Origin of the sequence: Sellimonas intestinalis (genome assembly GCF_001280875.1) — a bacterium.
GTDB classification, from domain to species: domain Bacteria; phylum Bacillota; class Clostridia; order Lachnospirales; family Lachnospiraceae; genus Sellimonas; species Sellimonas intestinalis.
Window position 1 is genome coordinate 329,249 of sequence record NZ_LGAJ01000007.1, and the last position, 20,187, is coordinate 349,435.

General features: G+C 50.9%; 20 protein-coding genes and 1 riboswitch. Of the genes, 18 read left to right on the forward strand and 2 right to left on the reverse strand.

The window, feature by feature from the left end; all coding sequences use genetic code 11:
• The first annotated feature begins 14 nt into the window (after positions 1 to 14).
• Entirely contained in the window at positions 15 to 1,103 is a 1,089-nt protein-coding gene (locus tag AOA56_RS09040) for an NAD(P)H-dependent flavin oxidoreductase (RefSeq protein WP_034594970.1), read from the forward strand.
• A 23-nt stretch (positions 1,104 to 1,126) separates the two neighbouring features.
• Positions 1,127 to 1,573 carry a MarR family winged helix-turn-helix transcriptional regulator gene (locus AOA56_RS09045; RefSeq protein WP_024733579.1) on the forward strand — a complete coding sequence of 149 codons (447 nt, stop codon included), beginning with the start codon at positions 1,127 to 1,129 and terminating at the stop codon, positions 1,571 to 1,573.
• A 73-nt stretch (positions 1,574 to 1,646) separates the two neighbouring features.
• On the opposite strand, the gene AOA56_RS09050 is transcribed toward AOA56_RS09045, so the two are convergent.
• Positions 1,647 to 2,528: a YitT family protein gene (locus AOA56_RS09050; RefSeq protein ID WP_024733578.1), complete on the reverse strand. Its 882-nt coding sequence runs from the start codon at positions 2,526 to 2,528 to the stop codon at positions 1,647 to 1,649.
• 152 nt (positions 2,529 to 2,680) lie between these two features.
• Here AOA56_RS09050 and AOA56_RS09055 point away from each other — a divergent pair, with 152 nt between their 5' ends.
• Positions 2,681 to 3,424, forward strand: a complete 744-nt coding sequence (locus AOA56_RS09055; protein ID WP_024733577.1) for an NAD-dependent protein deacylase — start codon at positions 2,681 to 2,683, stop codon at positions 3,422 to 3,424.
• Positions 3,425 to 3,480: 56 nt separating this feature from the next.
• The gene (gene asnB / locus AOA56_RS09060) at positions 3,481 to 5,355 is read left to right on the forward strand and encodes an asparagine synthase (glutamine-hydrolyzing) (protein WP_024733576.1); all 1,875 of its coding nucleotides are present in this window, start codon (positions 3,481 to 3,483) and stop codon (positions 5,353 to 5,355) included.
• 80 nt (positions 5,356 to 5,435) lie between these two features.
• On the opposite strand, the gene AOA56_RS09065 is transcribed toward asnB, so the two are convergent.
• A complete protein-coding gene (locus tag AOA56_RS09065; RefSeq protein ID WP_024733575.1) occupies positions 5,436 to 6,047 on the reverse strand; it encodes a putative ABC transporter permease in 612 nt (203 codons plus the stop codon).
• Between the two features lie 223 nt (positions 6,048 to 6,270).
• Between AOA56_RS09065 and sdaAB the strand changes: the two genes are divergently transcribed.
• The 14 genes from sdaAB (at position 6,271) to cobM (ending at position 20,187) form a co-directional block, all read left to right on the forward strand.
• Positions 6,271 to 6,939, forward strand: coding sequence for an L-serine ammonia-lyase, iron-sulfur-dependent subunit beta (sdaAB, locus tag AOA56_RS09070; RefSeq protein WP_024733574.1), 669 nt, complete (start codon positions 6,271 to 6,273; stop codon positions 6,937 to 6,939).
• Between the two features lie 11 nt (positions 6,940 to 6,950).
• Positions 6,951 to 7,826: an L-serine ammonia-lyase, iron-sulfur-dependent, subunit alpha gene (gene sdaAA / locus AOA56_RS09075; RefSeq protein ID WP_024733573.1), complete on the forward strand. Its 876-nt coding sequence runs from the start codon at positions 6,951 to 6,953 to the stop codon at positions 7,824 to 7,826.
• Positions 7,827 to 7,910: 84 nt separating this feature from the next.
• Complete coding sequence (locus tag AOA56_RS09080; RefSeq protein ID WP_024733572.1) at positions 7,911 to 8,873, forward strand: CPBP family intramembrane glutamic endopeptidase; 963 nt, start codon at positions 7,911 to 7,913, stop codon at positions 8,871 to 8,873.
• A gap of 44 nt (positions 8,874 to 8,917) precedes the next feature.
• Complete coding sequence (locus tag AOA56_RS09085) at positions 8,918 to 9,304, forward strand: DUF6483 family protein (RefSeq protein ID WP_024733571.1); 387 nt, start codon at positions 8,918 to 8,920, stop codon at positions 9,302 to 9,304.
• A gap of 16 nt (positions 9,305 to 9,320) precedes the next feature.
• Positions 9,321 to 10,427, forward strand: a complete 1,107-nt coding sequence (locus tag AOA56_RS09090; RefSeq protein ID WP_024733570.1) for a cobalt-precorrin 5A hydrolase — start codon at positions 9,321 to 9,323, stop codon at positions 10,425 to 10,427.
• Entirely contained in the window at positions 10,427 to 11,230 is an 804-nt protein-coding gene (gene cobK, locus AOA56_RS09095) for a precorrin-6A reductase (protein WP_024733569.1), read from the forward strand. The genes AOA56_RS09090 and cobK overlap by 1 nt, the downstream gene beginning before the upstream one ends.
• Positions 11,215 to 11,793: a bifunctional adenosylcobinamide kinase/adenosylcobinamide-phosphate guanylyltransferase gene (locus AOA56_RS09100; RefSeq protein WP_053769479.1), complete on the forward strand. Its 579-nt coding sequence runs from the start codon at positions 11,215 to 11,217 to the stop codon at positions 11,791 to 11,793. Before cobK ends, AOA56_RS09100 begins: the two co-directional genes overlap by 16 nt.
• Positions 11,775 to 12,299 (forward strand): cob(I)yrinic acid a,c-diamide adenosyltransferase, encoded by a 525-nt coding sequence (locus AOA56_RS09105; RefSeq protein ID WP_024733567.1) that lies wholly within the window; start codon positions 11,775 to 11,777, stop codon positions 12,297 to 12,299. The genes AOA56_RS09100 and AOA56_RS09105 overlap by 19 nt, the downstream gene beginning before the upstream one ends.
• Positions 12,300 to 12,314: 15 nt before the next feature.
• Positions 12,315 to 13,442 carry an exonuclease SbcCD subunit D gene (locus AOA56_RS09110; protein ID WP_024733566.1) on the forward strand — a complete coding sequence of 376 codons (1,128 nt, stop codon included), beginning with the start codon at positions 12,315 to 12,317 and terminating at the stop codon, positions 13,440 to 13,442.
• Positions 13,439 to 16,237, forward strand: coding sequence for an AAA family ATPase (locus tag AOA56_RS09115; RefSeq protein WP_082349923.1), 2,799 nt, complete (start codon positions 13,439 to 13,441; stop codon positions 16,235 to 16,237). The genes AOA56_RS09110 and AOA56_RS09115 overlap by 4 nt, the downstream gene beginning before the upstream one ends.
• Before the next feature lie 100 nt (positions 16,238 to 16,337).
• Positions 16,338 to 16,522: riboswitch (cobalamin riboswitch) on the forward strand.
• 155 nt (positions 16,523 to 16,677) lie between these two features.
• Positions 16,678 to 17,472 (forward strand): sirohydrochlorin cobaltochelatase, encoded by a 795-nt coding sequence (locus AOA56_RS09125; RefSeq protein WP_024733563.1) that lies wholly within the window; start codon positions 16,678 to 16,680, stop codon positions 17,470 to 17,472.
• Positions 17,469 to 18,680 carry a cobalt-precorrin-5B (C(1))-methyltransferase CbiD gene (gene cbiD / locus AOA56_RS09130; protein ID WP_024733562.1) on the forward strand — a complete coding sequence of 404 codons (1,212 nt, stop codon included), beginning with the start codon at positions 17,469 to 17,471 and terminating at the stop codon, positions 18,678 to 18,680. The genes AOA56_RS09125 and cbiD overlap by 4 nt, the downstream gene beginning before the upstream one ends.
• Positions 18,677 to 19,408, forward strand: coding sequence for a precorrin-2 C(20)-methyltransferase (gene cobI, locus AOA56_RS09135; protein WP_024733561.1), 732 nt, complete (start codon positions 18,677 to 18,679; stop codon positions 19,406 to 19,408). The genes cbiD and cobI overlap by 4 nt, the downstream gene beginning before the upstream one ends.
• Positions 19,408 to 20,187 (forward strand): precorrin-4 C(11)-methyltransferase, encoded by a 780-nt coding sequence (gene cobM / locus AOA56_RS09140; RefSeq protein WP_053769480.1) that lies wholly within the window; start codon positions 19,408 to 19,410, stop codon positions 20,185 to 20,187. Before cobI ends, cobM begins: the two co-directional genes overlap by 1 nt.

Consider the following 20,187-nt stretch of genomic DNA (forward strand, 5'->3'; position numbering starts at 1 on the left):
GAAAGGAACAGAAAGTGAATACAAAATGGCCGCCGATTCAGTTAGGCGAGAAACAAATCAGAATTCCTCTGATTCAGGGAGGTATGGGCGTCGGGATCAGTTTGGGAAGGCTGGCCGGCGCAGTTGCAAAAGAAGGAGCGGCAGGGATCATTTCCAATGCGCAGATCGGATTTAGGGAGCCGGATTTTGAGGAAGATCCCTTCCGTGCCAACTTGCGGGCAATGGAGAGCGAATATAAGAAGGCAAGGAAGACCTCTCCGGACGGCGTCATCGGCTTCAATATTATGGTAGCGTTAAACCACTACGAAGAATATGTCCGCCATGCGGCGTCCCTGGGGTGTGACCTCATTATCTGCGGGGCGGGACTCCCGACGGAACTGCCACGTCTGACAGAGGAAACGGGTGTGAAGATCGCTCCGATTGTCTCCACGGACAAATCGGCGAAAGTCATCCTGAAATACTGGGACAGAAAGTACAAAAGGATACCGGATCTTCTTGTGATCGAAGGCCCCAAAGCGGGCGGACATCTCGGCTTTACCAAAGAGCAGCTTGAGATCTTTGATGAAGAGACATATCGGTCGGAAGTACAGGCAATCTTAAAAACGGTACAGGGTTACGGGGAACAATATGGGAAAAAGATTCCGGTTGTCCTGGCCGGAGGCATCGACACGAGGGAGAAAGTGGAAACTGCCATGGCTCTCGGTGTAGACGGGATCCAGGTGGCAAGCAGGTTTGTGACGACCGAGGAGTGCGACGCGGATATCCGCTATAAGGAAGCATACATCAAAGCGGCAAAAGAGGAGATCGCTATCGTAAAAAGTCCGGTGGGGATGCCGGGGAGAGCAATTTTAAACCCGTTTATGAAACGGGTTATGGACGGGGAGAAATTCACCCCGAAGAAATGTCTGGGATGTCTCCATAAGTGTGAGCCGGCGAAGATTCCGTATTGTATTACGGAGCGGCTCGTGGCAGCGGCAAAAGGCGAGGTGGAGGAAGCGCTTCTTTTCTGCGGAGAAGGGGCGTACAGACAGCAGGAAATTACGACGGTAGGAGACGTGATCCAATCACTGATGGGAGAAGAAAAGAGACAGGACGAAAGATAGACAGGTAAAGGAGCAGAAAAAGCGTGGACGCATACAGGGCAATCAATGAAATCCTGGTTCATTTGTTCAATGAGATCTGGGAACTGGAAGAAAAGGCAGTCATTACAGATGAGTACAAAGATATTACGAACAATGACATGCATATTATCGAGGCGGTGGGACTTGGAAAAGGCAACAATATGACGGCCATCGCAAAGAAACTGAAAATTACAGTCGGATCTCTTACGACATCTATGAACAGTCTTGTCAACAAAAAATATGTGGTTCGGGAACGGAGCGCCGAGGACAGGCGGGTTGTCAATATTCGTCTGACAAAAAAAGGGGAGAGGGCATACCAACACCATGCGGATTTCCACCGGAAAATGACGGATGCGGTCGTTTCTGCCCTTCAGGAAGAAGAAATTCCGGTACTCGTAAAAACACTGGACAGCCTTTCTGCCTTTTTTAAATCTTACAGGGAAGAAGATTGATACAGTTTCATTTTGAAACAAAAAACAGCCGCAGGCAGCTTTTTAGAGCTGTTTTGCGGCTGTTTGCGAAACATCAGGCAGAAGCCTTTCTGTTTCGGTAGATTTTATTACTGGAAAATCCATGGCCTTTGACTTCATTGACACGGGAAATAATCATAAAGGCTTCCGGATCGATCTTATTTACTTCCTGGTTCAGCTTGGAAAGTTCCCGGTTGGAGATGACGGTCATAATCACAGGCTGATCCACATGGAGATATCCGGTCTCTCCGTAAAGCAAGGTGGAGCCACGGTCGAGCTTCTGGACGATCATTTGGTTGATCTCTTTATGCTTTTTGCTGACGATTTTGACCTGGGTCTGGGCGTGTCCGGTCAGAAGCACCTTGTCAAGGACAACGGTGTAGATCAGGACGAGCAGAATACCGTAGATGATCTGCTCTTTGTCGGAGAAGAGCATCTGGAGTATCAGGATCGTAAAGTCAAATACATAGAGCATCACGGACACTGGAAGACCGAATTTCTTGTTCAGGACCAGTGGAGGAATATCCATACCTCCGGTAGAGGCGCCGGCCCGGATGACGATGCCGATGGCAAATCCTATCATCAGTCCGCCGGAGATTGTGGCGAGCATCCGGTCGTTTGTAATCTGGCCAAGCTGCGGGATATTTTCAAATACACCTAGGATGATCGGGTAGAAGAAACTGCTGATGAGCGTGGTCAGAGCGAACATCTTTCCCAGAACGACGGCCCCAAGAAGGAACATGACGGCATTGAAGCAAAAGACAAAAGCGGAAATCGGAATATCAAAATAATGTTCAAACGCGATTCCAAGACCTGTCGTTCCCCCGGTGATCAGATCGTTTGGAAGAATAAAGACGGCAACTCCAAGGGCATAGATGGCGTTGCCGGCCAAAATAGTAAGAATGTTCCAAGCTTTTTTAGATACACTCTCATTCATACATACCAGTCCTTTCTATGTTCAGATAGGAACAAGTATACAGGATGACAGGAAGGGGAACAAGAGATTTCACAAAAATGGAGAAATCTTATCAGCATGATGAAACTGTGCTATACTAAAGAGAAAGAAACGGACGGGAAGGAGAAAATGAGATGGAAGAGATCAGAAAGCTTCAGGAGATGATCGACAAAAGCAGCAATATTGTATTCTTTGGAGGGGCCGGGGTTTCTACGGAGAGCAATATCCCGGATTTCCGCAGTGAGGACGGTTTATATCATCTGAAATATGATGTTCCGCCGGAAACGATCATCAGCCACACCTTTTTTCTGAGACATCCGGAGGAATTTTACCGGTTTTATAAAGAGCGGATGCTTTGTCTGGATGCCGAGCCCAATCCGGCACATCGAAAGCTTGCCAAGCTTGAGGCGGCGGGAAAGCTTACAGCAGTTGTCACCCAGAATATTGACGGCCTGCACCAGAAGGCGGGCAGTAAGACCGTGTACGAGCTCCATGGCAGTATCCGCCGGAACTACTGTATGAGGTGCGGGAAATTTTATGACGCAGAGTATATCCGGGACAGCGAGGGGATTCCGAGTTGCGGCTGCGGCGGGGTGATCAAACCGGACGTCGTGCTCTATGAAGAAGGACTTGACACACGGATCATCCAGAATTCTGTGGAGGCGATCGCCGGAGCGGATATGCTGATCATCGGCGGCACCTCACTTGTCGTTTACCCGGCCGCAGGGTTCATCGACTATTTCCGTGGAAAGTATCTGGTACTCATCAACAAGGCGGAAACCGGACGCAGCGTGCAGGCAGATCTTGTGATACGGGAGCCGATCGGACAGGTGATGGCACAAATCACTTGCAATCCCGGGGAAAATTCGCTAAAATAATGAAGTTAGCATGTTGATATCAAGTTAGGAAACAATTCATATAAAGGAGAAAATGTATGTGCGGATTTGCAGGTTATGCGGGAGAGAGAGAGTACGACACTTCCGTAATACGGAAAATGACGGATAAGATTCGGCACAGAGGACCGGACTCACAAGATGCTTTCGTAGAAGGAAAGGTCGGACTGGGGTTTGTACGTCTGAGCATTATCGATCTGGAAGGCGGATCTCAGCCGATGTTCAATGAGGACAAGAATCTGGTGCTGATTTTTAACGGCGAGCTTTACAATTTTCAGGATATTCGGAAAGAGCTGGTCGAGGCAGGACATGTATTTACAACGCATACTGATTCCGAGATCCTGCTCCACGGTTATGAGGAGTGGGGAAAGGAAGGGCTGCTCGGACGCCTGAGAGGGATGTTCGCTTTTGTCATCTTTGACCGGACGAAGAAGACGCTTTTCGGAGCCAGAGACCATTTCGGAATCAAGCCGTTTTACTATTATCACAAGGACGGAACGTTCCTCTTTGGATCGGAGATCAAGTCGTTTCTGGCTCACCCGGATTTCCAGAAGGAGCTTTTTGAGGAGAAGCTGCCGGACTTTATGACATTCGGATGTATTCCGGGAGCGGAGACGTTTTTCCGGAATGTGTACAAGCTTCTGCCGGGACATTACTTCACATACGAGGAGGGAAGGCTGACAGTAAGCACCTACTGGGAGCCGACCTTTGATATCAATGAGAATCAAACCATCGAGAGTGTGGCGGACAAGCTGGACGGTGTGCTGGAGGATTCTGTAGACAAACACATCATCGCCGACGTACCAGTCTGCTCTTTCCTTTCAAGCGGCGTGGATTCCAGCTATGTGGCATATGAGCTGAAAGACAAGGTAGATCTGACGACTTTTACGATTGACTTTGTGGAGCAGAAGTACAGCGAGGCGCCGCACGCCAAAGAGCTTGCGGACGAGCTTGGCATCCGCAATATTGGGCGGAAAGTGTCTGCCGACGAGTATTTCCATGACGCGGAGAAGATTCAGTACTACATGGACGAACCGCTGGCGAACCCAAGCGCGAATCTTCTGTACTATATCGCGAACCGCTGTGCCGAGGACTTCAAAGTTGCCCTATCCGGGGAAGGCGCTGATGAGATGTTCGGCGGGTACAACATTTACCACGAGAATATTTCTCTTGGCAATTATCAAAAGCTTCCGAAGTGGTTTAGAAAAGCAGTGGCAAAAGCCGTGTCCCCACTTCCAAAATTCAAAGGGAAAGGCTTCCTGATCCGTGGCAGTAAGGACGTGGAGGAGCGTTACATCGGAAACAGCAATGTCTTCAAGTACGAGGAGAGAGATTCCTTCCTCAAGAAGAAATATAAGAGCAGAAATCCTCTGGATATCGCGAAAGAGTTTTATGACAAGGTTCCGGATCTGGATGACGTGTCCAAGATGCAGTACCTGGATTTCAATATGTGGCTGCGACAGGAGATTCTTCTGAAAGCAGACAAGATGTCCATGGCGAATTCCCTGGAACTTCGTGTTCCGTTCATGGATATCGAGGTGTTTCAGACAGCCCGCACGATTCCGGCCAAGTGTAAGGTAAACGATGCCAACACCAAGCTTGCGTTTCGAGCTTTGGCAGACCGGAAGTTCAGCAAGAAGAGCGCCGAGCGTAAGAAGCTCATGTTTCCAAGTCCGCTTCCGAACTGGATGAGGGAAGATCAGTACTATCAGATGATCAAGAAAGAGTTTGAAGGCGAGACCGCCGCCAAGTTTTTCAACCAGAAGAAGATTCTCGCCCTTTTGGAAGAGCACAAAGAAGGAAAGGTGACTCATTCGATTCAGATCTGGGTTGTCTATACATTCCTGATGTGGTACCGTGCGTACTTCATTAACAATGGAGATTTTGAGAAAATCGAGGCCGACTGTGCCCGCTAAGAATCATAAATAAAAAGAACCGCTTCGTCTTCAGCAAAGAAACTGCAGGATGAAGCGGTTACGTTTTTGTATGGATCGTCTTATGATAGCCTTGGAATCGTCACTCCGAATCCGGTGTTTGGATGGATGAGAGAAAGGATCACATCTGTCAGAAAGAAGCAGACCAGACTGACACAGAGCACAGTCTTAAATCCTCCTGGAAGTTTCTGGTACCAGCGGTTTAATTTCGGAGCAGCCAGATAAAGGATCAGAAGCCCACCCGTGCCAAAGAGGAGGAGACCCTTCAGACAGACAAACCCTTTTAGATGAATCAGGGAATCCCGATAGTCCCACCAGCGCATCTGATAGACTTCCCAAAGGATTGTTCCGGTCACAAATTCTATCGTTCCGGCAATCAGCATTGTCATCAGAAAAACATGATGCGGCTTTTTGGCAAAACGACGGAGCAAAAAGAGAATCAACACGCCGCCGAACCCGTAGATGGGAAGCCACGGGCCGTAGAGGACGCCGCGGTTTACAAGAGCATGATCTAAATATACATGCAGAAAGACTTCCCACAGCCACCCTGCAAAAGAAAATGTAAAGAAAAACAGGATGTAGGAAGAGAATGAATAATGGTTCATACTCTGTTCAATCAACTCCGTCTTTTCTGCCGTATAAAAATGTTTCGCCAGTATATATTTATGTAACATAACTTTTTCGCCCCTCTTTCCTTTCCTGTTTCTGATTCTATTGTAAAGCATAAAACGGAAAAACAGTGAAAGCCGCTCTTAGGATATTTTGAAGATTTTTCATGGAAAGTTAAGAAATTATGAAGAAATACCAGACCGTTGAATATTTTGTGAAATCCCTTTTGGGGATGATAGAAATATGTTATATTAAGAAAAGCAAAGAAAGGAACCGGAGGATGAAGGTATGAAATTTTTGAGTATTTTTGATGTTATCGGTCCGAATATGATCGGGCCGTCCAGTTCACATACGGCGGGAGCATGTTCCATGGCGCTTCTGGCATGTAAGATGTGTCCGGAGCCGGTAAGAAAGGTTGTCTTTACACTGTACGGATCGTTTTCCAAGACTTACCATGGACATGGGACCGACCGGGCGCTTCTGGGGGGGATCCTTGGCTTTCATACGGATGACGCCAGGATCCGAGATGCCTTTGAATGGGCCGAAAAGATGGGAGTAGAGTATGAATTTGTCATCGATGAAGAAACGAAGACAGATCATCCGAATACGGCGGATATGGACATTACGGGAGTGAACGGATATCGTCTGTCTGTCAGAGGTGAGTCCATCGGGGGCGGCAAGATCAAGATTGTCCGGATCAACGGAATCGATGTGGAGTTCACAGGTGAATACAGCACATTGATCGTCAGACAGATTGACAAGCCGGGTGTGGTGGCGCATATTACCCAGTGTCTGAGCAAAGAGGAAGTCAATATCGCGTTTATGCGGCTATTCCGTGAGGATAAGGGCGCCACTGCCTTTACAGTGGTGGAGTCGGACGAGCAGATACCGGAAGAAATTCTGGCGGAAATTCAGAAGAATGAACATGTACAGGATCTGATGCTTGTACAGATGTAGGAGGGGCAAATATGGATTTTATTTCAGGACAGACACTTCTGGAAGTGTGTGAAAAAGAAAAGCTTCCGATATCGGAAGTGATGAAACAAAGAGAGATCACCTGCGGCAAGATGCCGGAAAAAGAGATCAGGGAGAAGCTTTATGAAGTACTGCGTATTATGAAAGAGGCAGTGGAGGAGCCGATCCGGCAACCGAAAAAGTCCATGGGAGGGCTGATAGGAGGAGAGGCAAAGCTGGTGGCAGACCATGAGGGAACGGCCTCCTCTGTCTGTGGGACTCCACTCTCGAGAGCGATTTCCTACAGCATGGCAGTACTGGAAGTCAATGCGTCCATGGGACTGATTGTGGCGGCACCGACAGCGGGATCAGCAGGAGTCCTTCCGGGGGTCTTGCTTTCCATAAGGGACACGAAGCAGGTGGATGATGAGATGCTCTTGAAAGGCGTGCTGAATGCTTCGGCAGTCGGATATATTCTGATGAGAAATGCTTCCGTCTCCGGCGCGGAGGCAGGCTGTCAGGCAGAGGTAGGAGCGGCGTCCGCGATGGCGGCGAGTGCGGTCGTGGAAATGATGGGAGGCACTCCACAGATGTGTTTGGACGCGGCGTCTATCGCCATGGCAAATCTTCTTGGCATGGTGTGCGATCCGATTGCCGGACTGGTAGAAGCACCATGTCAGAGCAGGAATGCTATTGGTGTGGCGAATGCACTGACCTGTGCGGAGCTTGCGCTAAGTGGTGTGAAGAGCGTGATTCCATTTGACGAGATGGCAGAGTCGATGTACCATGTAGGAAAGAGCCTTCCGTTTGAATTGAGGGAGACAGCCATGGGCGGATGTGCCGGAACACCGACCGGATGCAGTCTGGGCTGTGAGATCTGCGGCAGATAAAGAAAAGCGCAGGAGGGAGTTTGCATGGGATAAGGACGGGGGAGTATCCTCCCCCGTTTTGAAATTTGGAAAGAAGGGGTAACGATGAACAGACAAACAAAACCATTAAAACCGTACCATGGTGTGATTGTACTGCTTCTGACCGCGGTCTGCGTCTTTGCGGTCGGGCCGGCTCTTAGCAGCAGGATGGGGCTTTACGGGACATTCTTCAGTGAGCTTTTGATGCTCGGCATCGCGGTGGGATGTACCGTATTATTTCGTGGAAATCTGAAATATGTATTCCCGGTCCACAAGCCGACATTTCCCGGACTGTTTGGCACGTTCTTGTTCTGGATGGGAACGATGGGGATTGCCATGATTCTGACGATGGTGATGACATACTTTTTCCCACAGCAGGTTCTGGGGACGAGCGAGGGGCTGTCCTACGCGTTTTTCAGCGTTCCGGCTCTCGTCTCGATTCTGATCGTATCGGTAACGCCGGCCATCTGTGAGGAGGCGGTCTTCCGGGGCGTGGTATTTAACAGCTTCTGGCCGATCGGAAACAAGTGGATTGTCATTGTGCTGACGGGATGTATCTTCGGGGCATTTCACGGGAGTATTTGGCGTTTTCTGCCGACAGCGATTCTTGGGATCGCGATGGCATATCTGTTGGCGGAGACCGGAAATATGGTTTACAATATGCTTTTCCATGCGGTCAACAATCTGTTGCCGCTCGTACTGCTCTTTGGCTTACAGTGGGTAACTGAGTGGGTTTACAGTACAGATGAGGCAGCGACCTATACACAGACGTCTGCGGGCGGTCAGGTGTATTCTCTGGCGGCGCTTGGAATTTATGTTGCCGGGACCGGAGTTGCCCTTCTACTGTTGTATGCGGGAAATTATCTGATTCATATGGGAAGAAAAGGATACGAAGGAAAACTCTTTGGAGGCCGCCGGAAGAAGCATCTTTATATTCTGATCGGAGTATCAGCGGGCTGCTTCGTTCTTGGATGCCTGCTTGTCATTGCGGCCGCTGCGGCCGGAACGATCGGCCGTATGATGCACTAGTCACGGTTCGTGGAGCAAGGATGGAAGAAGAGGAGTCGAAGATTATGGGATTGAAACAGGATTTTGTACTGAGAAGACTGGAGGATCAGGGGCGGTTTCTGGCAAGGCTGATTCTTGGAAAGGATGAGGCACACTATGAGCTTCCGGAATACGAGGCCATGGACAACCGGGCGGACGCACTTTACAGGAAACTGCTGGCTCTTGTGGATGACGGAGAGATCAACGAGGCGGAAAACATCCTTCTGGATGAACTGGATACCGGAGATTTGAACATGTTTGAGATGGCGCTTTGCTTTTATCTGTATCTTGCACATCTGGATGAAGATTTTCTGGAGGAGCACCGATACACGAGGGAGGAAATCGGAGAAGGCATGGAAGCTCTGGCGGAAGACTTTGGGGTGAGCGGATTTGAGATCAGTATGGGAAAATAAAGGAGGAATTGTCCGGGTGATCAGTTTCACTAAGGCAGGACACGCCGAAAATGAGAGACTGAAACCCCTCATTGCAGGTGAGGGCCTTCCCTGGGCCGGATACCGTGCGGGGACGGCGCCGGGAGGAGAAGCCCTCCTGAAAGTTGAAAAAATCCGGGACTGGGTTCGTGATGGATGGGGAAAAGACGCCTATCTCTTTATCGGAGCCGCAGGCATTGCGGTACGTAGCATCGCCCCATTTGTAAAGGATAAGCTTACCGACTCGCCGGTTCTTGTGATGGATGAGGACGGATGTTTTTTGATCCCGCTGCTTTCCGGCCATCTGGGAGGGGGCATGGAGCTTGGCGGCAGGATTGCCAAATGCAGCGGCGCAAGGCTTGTTGTGACGACGGCGACAGACCGGAAAGGAAAGTTTGCGGTAGATCTCTTTGCCAGGGCAAACAGGATCAAGCTTACCGGCAGAGTACTTGCAAAAGAGATTTCCGCCCGGATCTTACAGGGAGAGACTGTAGGCTTTTATTCGGATCTTCCGGTGGACGGGGAAGCGCCGGAGGAACTGGACATCAAGACAAGCTATCAGCAGCTTTTAGAGGGAACCGGACAGAAGAGTCCTGGTATTGCGGTTCTGACAAGGGAGCCGGAAGAAAAGAGAGACCATATCTTATATCTGTATCCAAGGATCTGCAGTGTCGGGATCGGATGCAGAAGAGGAGTCGGAAAGGAAAAGATCGAGGAGGTTATCTGTCAGGTTTTTAGAATTTACGGATGGCGGATTTCACAGATCTTTGCACTTGCAAGTATTGACAGAAAGGCAGATGAGGAAGGAATCCTTGCCTTTGTAAAGAAACATGGACTTCCGTTTCTGACTTACACGGCCGAAGAACTGAATATGGTAGAAGAAGAGGTATCTGCTTCTGATTTTGTAAAGAAAACAACAGGCACGGATAACGTCTGCGAGAGGGCGGCCCTTCTTGCAGGGGGTGGCGGCAGCCTGATCCATAGAAAAGAAACTTTTGAGGATATGACACTGGCGGTCGTGCAGATGGAAGCGCGGCTTACATGGGATGTAAGACCGGGGAAAAAAGGCGGCGGCCGGGACGGCAGCGGAAAGGGGGAAGACTGATGAAACATATTTTAATCTTTGCGGGAACGACCGAGGGCAGAGAATTGATGGAAAAGATCAAGCATTTCCAGGTGGAGGTGTTTGTCAGTGTGGCGACAGAGTATGGAAAAGAGTGCCTGTTAAAGGAGCCGGAAAAAGAGCGGACCGTGAGTACAAAGCACGGGGAAGTGCAGGCAGGGAACCTTAATATTATTGCGGGCCGGATGAAAGAGGTTGAGATGAAGCGCTATATGGAGAAGCAGGCGATTGATCTCGTAGTGGACGCGACCCACCCGTTTGCCCGGGAAGTGACAAAAAATATCCGGACAGCCTGCCGGGAAGCAGGAATCTCTTATCTGAGGCTTTTACGAAATCCATCGGAGAAAGATGAGGGAATCTGCTACGTTTCTTCCGTGGAGGAGGGAGTACGGTTCCTTGATAAGACGGAGGGCAAAATCCTGATTACAACGGGAAGCAAGGAGCTTTCAACGTACACAAAGATCCGGGACTATCAAGACCGTTGTTACGCGAGAGTCCTGTCGACTAAGGAAGCTGTGGAGGAGAGCGTGAAGCTTGGATTTGAGGGAGATCATCTCATTGCCATGCAGGGTCCCTATTCCGAGGAGATGAATACAGCACTGCTTCATCATGTACAGGCGGACTTTTTGATTACGAAAGAATCCGGAAATGCCGGAGGGTTTGAGGAGAAAGTAAGAGCGGCGGTGAAGACAGGCACGACTCTTGTGGTGGTAGAGCGGCCGGAGGAAGAGGGCGAAAGCTTTGAGGAAGTCATTGAGAGGGTTCGTCAATGGTCGTTACAGTAACCGGGGGCAGCGGAAGTGGAAAATCCAGGATGGCGGAGGAGATTTCCCAGGCGCTTTGCGGCAGACGAAAGCTCTATATAGCTACGATGATTGTCTGTGATGAGGAGAGCAGAAAACGGATGGAACGCCACCAAAGGCAGCGGGCCGGAATGTATTTTGAGACGGTAGAACGACCATTCGGGCTTGAAAGACTGACATTTAAGGAGAAGGAGCGGCTGATTATTCTGGAATGTATGTCAAATCTGATTGCCAACGAGCTGTATGGTGGTGAGAATTTTGCCATGCGGGATCCGAAAGAGACGAAAGAGACGATCATCCGGGGCATCGGACACTTGAGAGAGCATGCGGAGCACCTGGTTGTTGTAAGCAATGAAATGTTCCGAAACGGAACATATAGTGTAGAGATGAATGATTATTTGAAAGTGGCTGGTCAGGTAGACCGGTATCTTGCCGGCTGTTCGGATATTGTGATTGAGTCTGTGTTCGGAATTCCATATTTCTGGAAACGGGAGAAGAGACTGTGGTTAGAGAAAGGAAAGTGGTTATGGGACAAAGAGGAATGATTCACGTATACTGCGGGGATGGGAAAGGAAAGACAAGCGCGGCGTTAGGATTGATGATCCGGGCAGCAGGGCGGGGGAAGAAGATCCTGTTTGTCCGCTTTTTGAAAAACGATGACTCCGGAGAAATTGCCGTTTTGGAACAGATTTCCTCCATATGTCAGCTTCGGATGCCGAAAGTGCCCGGATTTTACTGGACGATGACAAAGGATCAGAAAGAAGAGCTGAAAAGAGCATACACAAGGGTCTGGGAGAGCATCGAGGAACAGGCAGGGGAGTTTGACGTGCTCGTAATGGATGAATTCACCTCCACATTCCGCTATGGGCTGATTCCAAATGAGCGGGTGCTTTCGTTTCTTGGAAAGGAAGGAGAGCGGCCGGAAATCATTTTGACCGGACGGGATCCGGACGGGCGTGTCCTTGAGATGGCGGACTACATTTCCGAGATCAAGGCGGTACGCCATCCATTTGAACAAGGGATTCCGGCAAGGGAAGGGATTGAGTATTAGAGGAGGGCAAAGGAAATGAGACTGATGCATATTTCGGATCTCCACCTGGGGAAACGGGTCAATGAGTATTCCATGCTGGATGATCAGGCCTACATCCTGGATGAGATCCTCAGAATCGCGAAGGAAGAAGAAGTGCAGGGAGTTTTGATTGCGGGCGATGTGTATGACAGACCGGTTCCCCCATCCGGTGCGGTGAGGATTCTGGACGACCTGCTGGATCAGTTTGCGGACCGGAATGTTCCGGTCTTTTTCATAAGCGGAAACCATGATTCCAGGGAACGCCTTGCTTTTGGGGCGGCGCTCTTTGAAAAAAGCGGCGTGTATATGGCGGGTGAAGAGCTCTGCAAAAAGATCCGCTGGAAGGATGAATATGGGGAGTTAAATATCTGGCTGATGCCGTTTTTAAAGCCTGCCGAGGTCCGCATGGTATACTCGGAAAAAGAGATCAGTACCTATACGGATGCGGTACGGGCAGTGCTGGAAGGAATGGAGATTGATCCGGACGTCCGCAACATTCTGGTTGCCCATCAGTTTGTGGCGGGGGCGGTCCAGTGCGAGTCGGAGGAGATTTCCATCGGGGGACTCGACCAGGTGGATGTCTCCGTTCTGGAGAGATTTGATTATGTGGCGCTGGGGCATCTCCACAGGCCGCAGTCTGTAGGGAGAGAGACGATCCGCTACTGCGGAACGCCGCTGAAGTATTCCTTCTCTGAGGTCCATGACCGGAAATCCGTGACTATCGTAGAGATGCGGGAAAAAGGCGACGTGGAGATCCACACGGTGGAGCTCCGGCCATTGCGGGATATGAAGGAATTAAAGGGGACCTACTTACAGCTTACGAGCCGTCCATTCTATGAGACACAGGATGTAAACTCCTATTTCCATATCATTCTCACAGATGAGGAGGACGTAATGGACGCTCTGGGAAAGTTGAGAATGATTTATCCGAACTTGATGAAGTTAAGTTATGACAATGCGAGAATCCGTACCGAGTCACGGTATGATGAGATTGAGGCGGTGGAAAGGAAACGGCCGGAAGAAGTGGTGGAAGATTTCTACCTGCTTGTAAACGGAACTGAGCTTTCCGAAGAGCAGAAGAAGCTGACAAAAGAGATTATGGAAGAAGTATGGGAGGGTGAATGATGAGACCGGAAAAGCTGATTTTGTCCGCGTTTGGGCCGTATGCCACCCGGCAGGAGATCCCGTTTTCCAGGCTGGGAAAGCAGGGACTCTATGTGATATCCGGGGACACCGGCGCGGGGAAGACGACGATTTTTGACGCGATTACATTTGCGCTTTACGGGGAGCCAAGCGGCTGCCACCGGAAGGCGGACATGATGCAGAGTAAGTACGCGAAGGACGGGGAGGAAACCTATGTGGAACTTACCTTCTCCGTGGGGAATCTAAGTTACAGGGTCCGCCGGAATCCGGAATATCAAAGACCTAAGCGCCGGGGTGAAGGGTGGATCACCCAGAAAGCGGACGCTGAGCTCATTTTGCCGGATGGTAAGGTGGTCACAGGATCACGGAATGTGACGGAAACATGCGAAGAGATCCTGGGACTAAAAAGGGAGCAGTTCACCCAGATTGCCATGCTGGCGCAGGGAGAATTTCAGAAGATGCTCTTTTCCCAGACGGAGGAGAAAAGTCGGATTTTCCGGATGCTGTTTCATACGGCTCCATACCAGGTATTTCAGGAAAAGATGAAGGAGAAAGCCGCAGGATTTCGAAAATCGTATGAGACGCTGGAACAGAGTATACAGCAATATGCAGACGGCGTGACCGTTCCGAAGGGAGAAGAGGAACTTTGGGCAGCATGGGAAGAAAGCCGGAAACGCCCGGATAAGGGAGAGTGGCTGGAAATGCTTTCCAATCTCATCGGAACACTGGAAGAAGAAACGAAGAGGCTGGACGCGCAGATCCAAAAGGCAGAAGAGGATGTACAGCAGTATAGTGACCGGGTGCGGGAGACGGAGCAGGAGCTTGGCGCTAAGCAGGAGGAAAAAACGCAGCAGGAGAAGCTCGAAAGATTAAAGCAGGAGCAGGGCAAGTGTGTGGAAAGACGGGAAAGAGCAAAGGAACAGTGTGCGGGTAATGAAAAGCTTCAGGAGCGGATCACCAGAGAATCTATGCAGCTTGCCGGCTATCAGGAAGCGGAGAACAGGCGGGCAAAGTGGAGCCAGGATAAGCAGAAAGAGGAAAAGCTTCTTTCCTATCTGGAAGAGGCCAGAAAGGCACAGGAGCAGGAACGAAAGGAACTGGAACAGTGCCGGGAGGAGATTCTTGCGATTCCGGATCAGGAAGAGGCAAGAGCATCGCTGTTAAGGCAGCGGCAGGAGACAGAAAACCGGCATGAAAATCTGCGTGCGTTTTTACAAAGCTTAAGACAGTATCAGGAAGCAGAAAAGCAGCAGAAAGACGCCCAGGCAGAGTATAGGAAGATCCGTGAGAAAAGTCTTGCCATGCAGGAGGAGTACACGGCCTTGCAACGGGCTTTTCTGGACGGGCAGGCAGGTATCCTGGCGGAGACGCTAAAGGAAGGAAAGCCATGTCCGGTATGTGGTTCCCTGCACCACCCGGAGAAAGCAAAAAAGCCGGATGAGATCCCGGATGAACAGGCGTTGAAAGAGAAAGAGAAAGCGCTTGCCATGGTGCAGGAAGAAGAGAAGGTAAAGAGCCGGAGGGCGGGCGAGATCCAGGGAAGAGCCCAGGCGGCGGCCGCAAGTCTGAAAGAAAAGGCAGCGATTCTCTGGCCGGGGGAGGAGCCGGAATCCTTGGGGGAAGCCTACCATCGGATGAAAGAGGAAGGGTGTCTCTTAGAAGAAAAGCAAAAGGAACTGTTGCGCCGTGAGAACGAGCTCCAAGTGAAAAAGGAGCAGAAGCAGAGACTGGAGAAGCGAAGAAAAGAGCTGGAAGACCAGGCTCAGGAGCGTGCACAGAGGATTCTTGGACTGGAGCGTCAGGCGGCTACCCTTGGAGCAGGGCTTGAGGCGGAAGAAAAGCGTCTCCGGGAGATCCAGGCGACTCTTACTTATGGCTCCTTCCGGGAAGCAAAAGAAGTCATCGTCAGGATGGAGAAAGAAAAGCAGGAGAAAGAGACGGCGCTTGAGGAGGCAAAGGCAGCGTGCCAGAGTGTGGAAAATGACATTTCCGCCTGCGAAGCGTCTATTCGGATCTGGACGGGGCAGCAGAAGAAAAGGGAGGCGTCAGAGGAAAGCCTGCGGTTGGAAAAAGAGGAGCTTACGAGGAACAGACAGGCATCCATGCAGCAGAAGCAGAATCTGATGATGAAAAAGGAGCGGCTGATCCCAGCCTTGAGTGCGGATCAGACGGCATATAGGAACATGAGGGAGGCGATCCGGCAGCAGGAAGAAGCCGAGCGGCAATACCGGATTGCGGGCTCTCTTTCCGATACGGTCAATGGGACACTCGGCGGAAAGGAAAAGGTCATGCTGGAGACGTATGTGCAGATGGCGTACTTTGACCGGATTCTTGTCCGGGCGAATCGAAGACTTCTCGTTATGACCGACGGGCAGTATGAGCTTGTCCGCAGGCAGACGGCAGACAATCGCCGCAGTCAGAGCGGGCTTGAGATGGACGTCATTGATCACTATAACGGGACAAAACGAAGCATCCATACCCTGTCGGGAGGGGAGTCTTTCCAGGCATCTTTATCTCTGGCGCTCGGACTTTCCGATGAGATTCAGGCCATGTCCGGAGGCATCCGTATGGAAGCGATGTTTGTGGACGAGGGGTTCGGAACTCTGGATGACGAGGCGCTTGAGAAGGCGGTCCGGGCTCTTGCGTCTATCAGCGAGGGCAACAAACTGGTAGGTATCATCTCTCATGTGGCGGAGTTGAAAGACCGCATTGATAAGAAAATCCTCGTGGAGAAAGAAAAGGCAGGGGAGAGCAGGGCCTATGTCGTCATAGGATGATACTGCCTCTTTCCCGTCCTGGAAACGGAGACACTGCTGTCGGCCGTCCCCTTGACCGGGCGGTTGACAGCATGTTTGGGCGATGGTATTATGGACTGGAATCAAACAATCATTTAAAAGTACCTTGGAAAAGGAGTAAAAGGGAATCCGGTGAGAATCCGGAACAATACCCGTTGCTGTATGAGGGGAGCGTTCTCTGGTAAGCCCACTGTGCGGATGCATGGGAAGGGGGGAGAAAGGCAAAGATCCTTAAGTCAGAATACCTGCTTTTAAATGTGTCGGAAAGGTTACGGGATTATGACAAGTACGAGACAACATGGAGCCATCAAAGGGAAAAATAAAAGACGGATATGGAAGAGTGGGCAGAAAGAAAGCTGCCTGTTTTTTCATATCCGTTTTTCATGTCATTCGTCAGAGTCAGATCCGCTCGGGAGGACAATATGAAAAAAGCGATTTTGACGGTGAGCTTTGGGACAAGCCACCTGGATACACTGGAAAAAACAATCGGAGCCATCGAAAGGGAGCTTGCGGAAGCATTTCCGGACCGGACGCTCTACCGGGCGTTTACAAGCGGCATGGTCATCGAAAAATTAAAGTTGGACCATAAGCTTGTGATTTTCCGGGTGGAGGAGGCCATGGAGCAGATGTACCGGGACGGCGTCCGGGAGGTGCTGGTTCAGCCGACCCACATCATTCACGGGCTGGAATACGAAAAGATGAGAAGTCAGCTTGCGCCATATCAAGAGCGGTTCTCGCAGGTGCGGATCGGGGCTCCGCTTTTGGAAGCGACAAAGGACTATGAGGAAGCGGCGGGACTGATTATAGAAGACGTCAGACCGGGCGACGGGGAATCCCTTGTACTTATGGGGCATGGGACGGAGCATCATACCAATGCGGCTTACCCGGCGCTTGACTACACATTCTGGGCAAAGGGCTATAAAAATGTGATCGTCGGTACAGTGGAAGGATTTCCGGAGATGGATGAGGTGCTCAAAAAGTTGAAAGAGCAGCAGACAAAGCGTGTACTTCTCATGCCATTTATGGTCGTAGCAGGAGATCATGCCAGAAACGATATGGCAGGAGAGGACGAGGACTCTTGGAAATCCATTCTGACTGCCCGTGGATACGAGGTACGTCCGGTAATCAAGGGGCTCGGAGAAATTCCCGGGATCCGGCAGATGTTTGTCCGTCATGCAAGAGAAGCAAAGGAAGGATCCGGTGAGTCGGTCAGATGAAATGCGAAGATACAGTTATCAAGGGACAAAAAAAGCTGAGAAAAGGATACACCACAGGAACATGCGCGGCGGCAGCGGCAAAGGCAGCGGCCTGGATGGTGCTTTCCGGCGAGGAGATCCGGGAGGTGAAGCTGACGGTACCGGCGAAAGTAACGCTGTTTCTTGAAGTGGAAGAGATCAGGCGGGAAAAGGACGTGGTTTTTTGTGCGGTTCGTAAAGACGCCGGAGATGACCCGGATGTTACCCATGGGATTCTCGTCTGCGCTGAAGTGCGAAAAGAGACTAAGAGCCATGCAAAGATGCGGGAAGTGCAGGTTCGCCTGAAAGGAGGAGAGGGCGTCGGCCGGGTGACAAAGCCGGGGCTGGAACAGCCTGTAGGTGAATACGCGATCAATCGGACGCCGCGGATGATGATTGCAGAAGCGGTGAAGGAGATGGCAGAGGAACAGGGATTCTTTGGGACGCTTACGGTGACAATCTCCATACCTGAGGGCAGAGAAACTGCCAAAAAGACAATGAATCCAAGACTTGGGATCGTGGACGGGCTCTCGATTCTTGGCACTACGGGGCTGGTGGAGCCGATGAGCGAACAGGCGCTGACACGAACGATTGAGCTGGAGATGAACATGCGAAAAGAGGATGGGGCAACGGTGCTCTGTCTCGTGCCTGGGAACTACGGGAGTGAGTTCCTGGAAGAAAAACTTGGCATCCGCCCGGAGTATGCGGTCAAATGTAGCAATTATGTGGGTGATGCCCTTGATATGGCGGTTGTACTGGGCTTTCAGAAGGTGCTTTTAGTAGGGCATATCGGAAAATTCGTCAAGCTTGCGGCTGGGATCTGGAATACCCACTCACGGATTGCGGATGGGAGAGTGGAAATTTTTCTCTCCGTGCTGGCGGAGCTTGCCTGGGAGAGAGGGAAGAGGGATCCGGAGGGAGCGTTAGACCTGCTTTCCCTCGTGCCGGAGTTTCGGGAGAGTGTCACGACGGATGAAATGCTTAGCATATTGGAGAGAATCGGAATGAGAGAGTCCATTTTGGAGCGGATGATGGAGCGGATTACCTGGAATCTGGGACAGAGGACAAGAGGACAGATTGAGACCGGGCTTGTGATGTTCTCAAGGGAGCGGGGCCTTCTGGGGCAGACCGGACCTGTGGAAGAACTGATTGGGGACATACAGACAAAGGAAAAAGGAGGATGGCGATGAGCGGAATCTTATATGGGACAGGCGTTGGACCGGGGGAATCCGGACTTTTGACATTAAAGGCAGTGCGAATCATACAGGCAAGCGACTTGATTGTGGTACCGGTATCGGCGGAAGACTTTCGTAGGCCGTGTCTTTTGGAGGAAGAGTCTATCCATCTGAAACGGTGCAAGGCGTATCAGATTGTGCGGGAAGAAGTGCCGAAGATCCGGGAAAAACCGGTGCTTGGACTTCCGATGCCGATGAGAAAAGAAAAAGAAGCGCTAAAGAAGATCCATGATGAAGGAGCGAAGCAGGTGGAAGCCTATCTTAATCAAGGGAAGCAGATCGCCTTTCTGACGATTGGCGATCCAAGCGTTTACTCCACCTATTTGTATATTCACAGGCGGGTGCTGCGGGACGGATATGAGGCGAGGATCATTCCGGGGGTACCGTCTTTCTGTGCGGCGGCAGCGGCTTTGAACCGGGGACTTGCTGAGAACCGGGAGGAGATTCACATTTTGCCGGCCTCGTACGGAATCGAAGAGGGACTGACGCTTCCGGGGACAAAGATCCTGATGAAGGCAGGAAAAAAGATGCCGGTGATCAAGGATATGCTCCGGGAAAGTGGGGAGTGGTTTGCGATGGTGGAAAACTGCGGAATGGAGGGAGAACGGATCTATGAGAATCCAGACGATGTTCCGGACCATTCCAGTTATTATTCTTTGATTGTGATAAAGGAGGGATCCTGATGGTACATTTTGTAGGGGCAGGGCCGGGAGCAAGCGACCTGATTACGGTTCGGGGAGATCGTCTTCTAAGAGAAGCAGACGTGGTGATTTATGCCGGGTCCCTTGTAAATCCGGAGCTTTTGAAGGGATGCAGAACGGATTGCGCGGTTTATGACAGTGCCTATATGACGCTGGAGGAGGTGCTGGAGGTGATCCGGGATGCAGAACGCCGGGGAGAGATGACAGTCCGGCTTCATACCGGAGACCCGAGTATCTATGGAGCAATTCGGGAGCAGATGGATGCGCTGGATCGGATGGGAATCGCTTATGACGTCTGTCCGGGTGTCAGTTCTTTTTGCGGTGCTGCTGCCGCATTGAATCTGGAGTACACTTTGCCGGAAGTATCCCAGTCAGTCATTATAACCCGTATGGAGGGCAGAACAAAGGTTCCGGAAAAAGAATCGATCCAAAGCTTTGCCGCCCACCAGGCGACGATGGTACTGTTTTTAAGCACCGGGCTTTTGGAGGAACTTTCCGGGGAACTGATTGTGGGTGGTTACAAAGAGGACACCCCGGCGGCCATTGTCTATAAGGCAAGCTGGCCGGAAGAGGCGGTTTACCGATGCACCGTGGGCACACTGGCGGCGACGGCCAGGGAGAAGGGAGTCGCCCGGACGGCGCTGATCGTCGTCGGACGGGTGCTGGACACAGGAAAAGACAGCGGGTATGAGCGGTCGAGGCTTTATGCGCCGGAATTTGATACGATGTTTCGGAATGGATCCGGGAAGGAGGGGAAATAA

Excerpts from the sequence above, each read along its gene's own strand:
- cobI (WP_024733561.1), top strand. The coding sequence starts at position 18,677 with ATGAGCGGAATCTTATATGGGACAGGCGTTGGACCGGGGGAATCCGGA.
- sdaAA (WP_024733573.1), top strand. The coding sequence starts at position 6,951 with ATGGATTTTATTTCAGGACAGACACTTCTGGAAGTGTGTGAAAAAGAA.
- AOA56_RS09125 (WP_024733563.1), top strand. The coding sequence starts at position 16,678 with ATGAAAAAAGCGATTTTGACGGTGAGCTTTGGGACAAGCCACCTGGAT.
- AOA56_RS09055 (WP_024733577.1), top strand. The coding sequence starts at position 2,681 with ATGGAAGAGATCAGAAAGCTTCAGGAGATGATCGACAAAAGCAGCAAT.
- cobK (WP_024733569.1), top strand. The coding sequence starts at position 10,427 with ATGAAACATATTTTAATCTTTGCGGGAACGACCGAGGGCAGAGAATTG.
- AOA56_RS09100 (WP_053769479.1), top strand. The coding sequence starts at position 11,215 with ATGGTCGTTACAGTAACCGGGGGCAGCGGAAGTGGAAAATCCAGGATG.
- AOA56_RS09065 (WP_024733575.1), bottom strand. The coding sequence starts at position 6,047 with ATGTTACATAAATATATACTGGCGAAACATTTTTATACGGCAGAAAAG.
- AOA56_RS09080 (WP_024733572.1), top strand. The coding sequence starts at position 7,911 with ATGAACAGACAAACAAAACCATTAAAACCGTACCATGGTGTGATTGTA.
- AOA56_RS09110 (WP_024733566.1), top strand. The coding sequence starts at position 12,315 with ATGAGACTGATGCATATTTCGGATCTCCACCTGGGGAAACGGGTCAAT.
- cobM (WP_053769480.1), top strand. The coding sequence starts at position 19,408 with ATGGTACATTTTGTAGGGGCAGGGCCGGGAGCAAGCGACCTGATTACG.
- AOA56_RS09115 (WP_082349923.1), top strand. The coding sequence starts at position 13,439 with ATGATGAGACCGGAAAAGCTGATTTTGTCCGCGTTTGGGCCGTATGCC.
- sdaAB (WP_024733574.1), top strand. The coding sequence starts at position 6,271 with ATGAAATTTTTGAGTATTTTTGATGTTATCGGTCCGAATATGATCGGG.
- asnB (WP_024733576.1), top strand. The coding sequence starts at position 3,481 with ATGTGCGGATTTGCAGGTTATGCGGGAGAGAGAGAGTACGACACTTCC.
- AOA56_RS09105 (WP_024733567.1), top strand. The coding sequence starts at position 11,775 with ATGGGACAAAGAGGAATGATTCACGTATACTGCGGGGATGGGAAAGGA.
- AOA56_RS09085 (WP_024733571.1), top strand. The coding sequence starts at position 8,918 with ATGGGATTGAAACAGGATTTTGTACTGAGAAGACTGGAGGATCAGGGG.
- AOA56_RS09050 (WP_024733578.1), bottom strand. The coding sequence starts at position 2,528 with ATGAATGAGAGTGTATCTAAAAAAGCTTGGAACATTCTTACTATTTTG.
- cbiD (WP_024733562.1), top strand. The coding sequence starts at position 17,469 with ATGAAATGCGAAGATACAGTTATCAAGGGACAAAAAAAGCTGAGAAAA.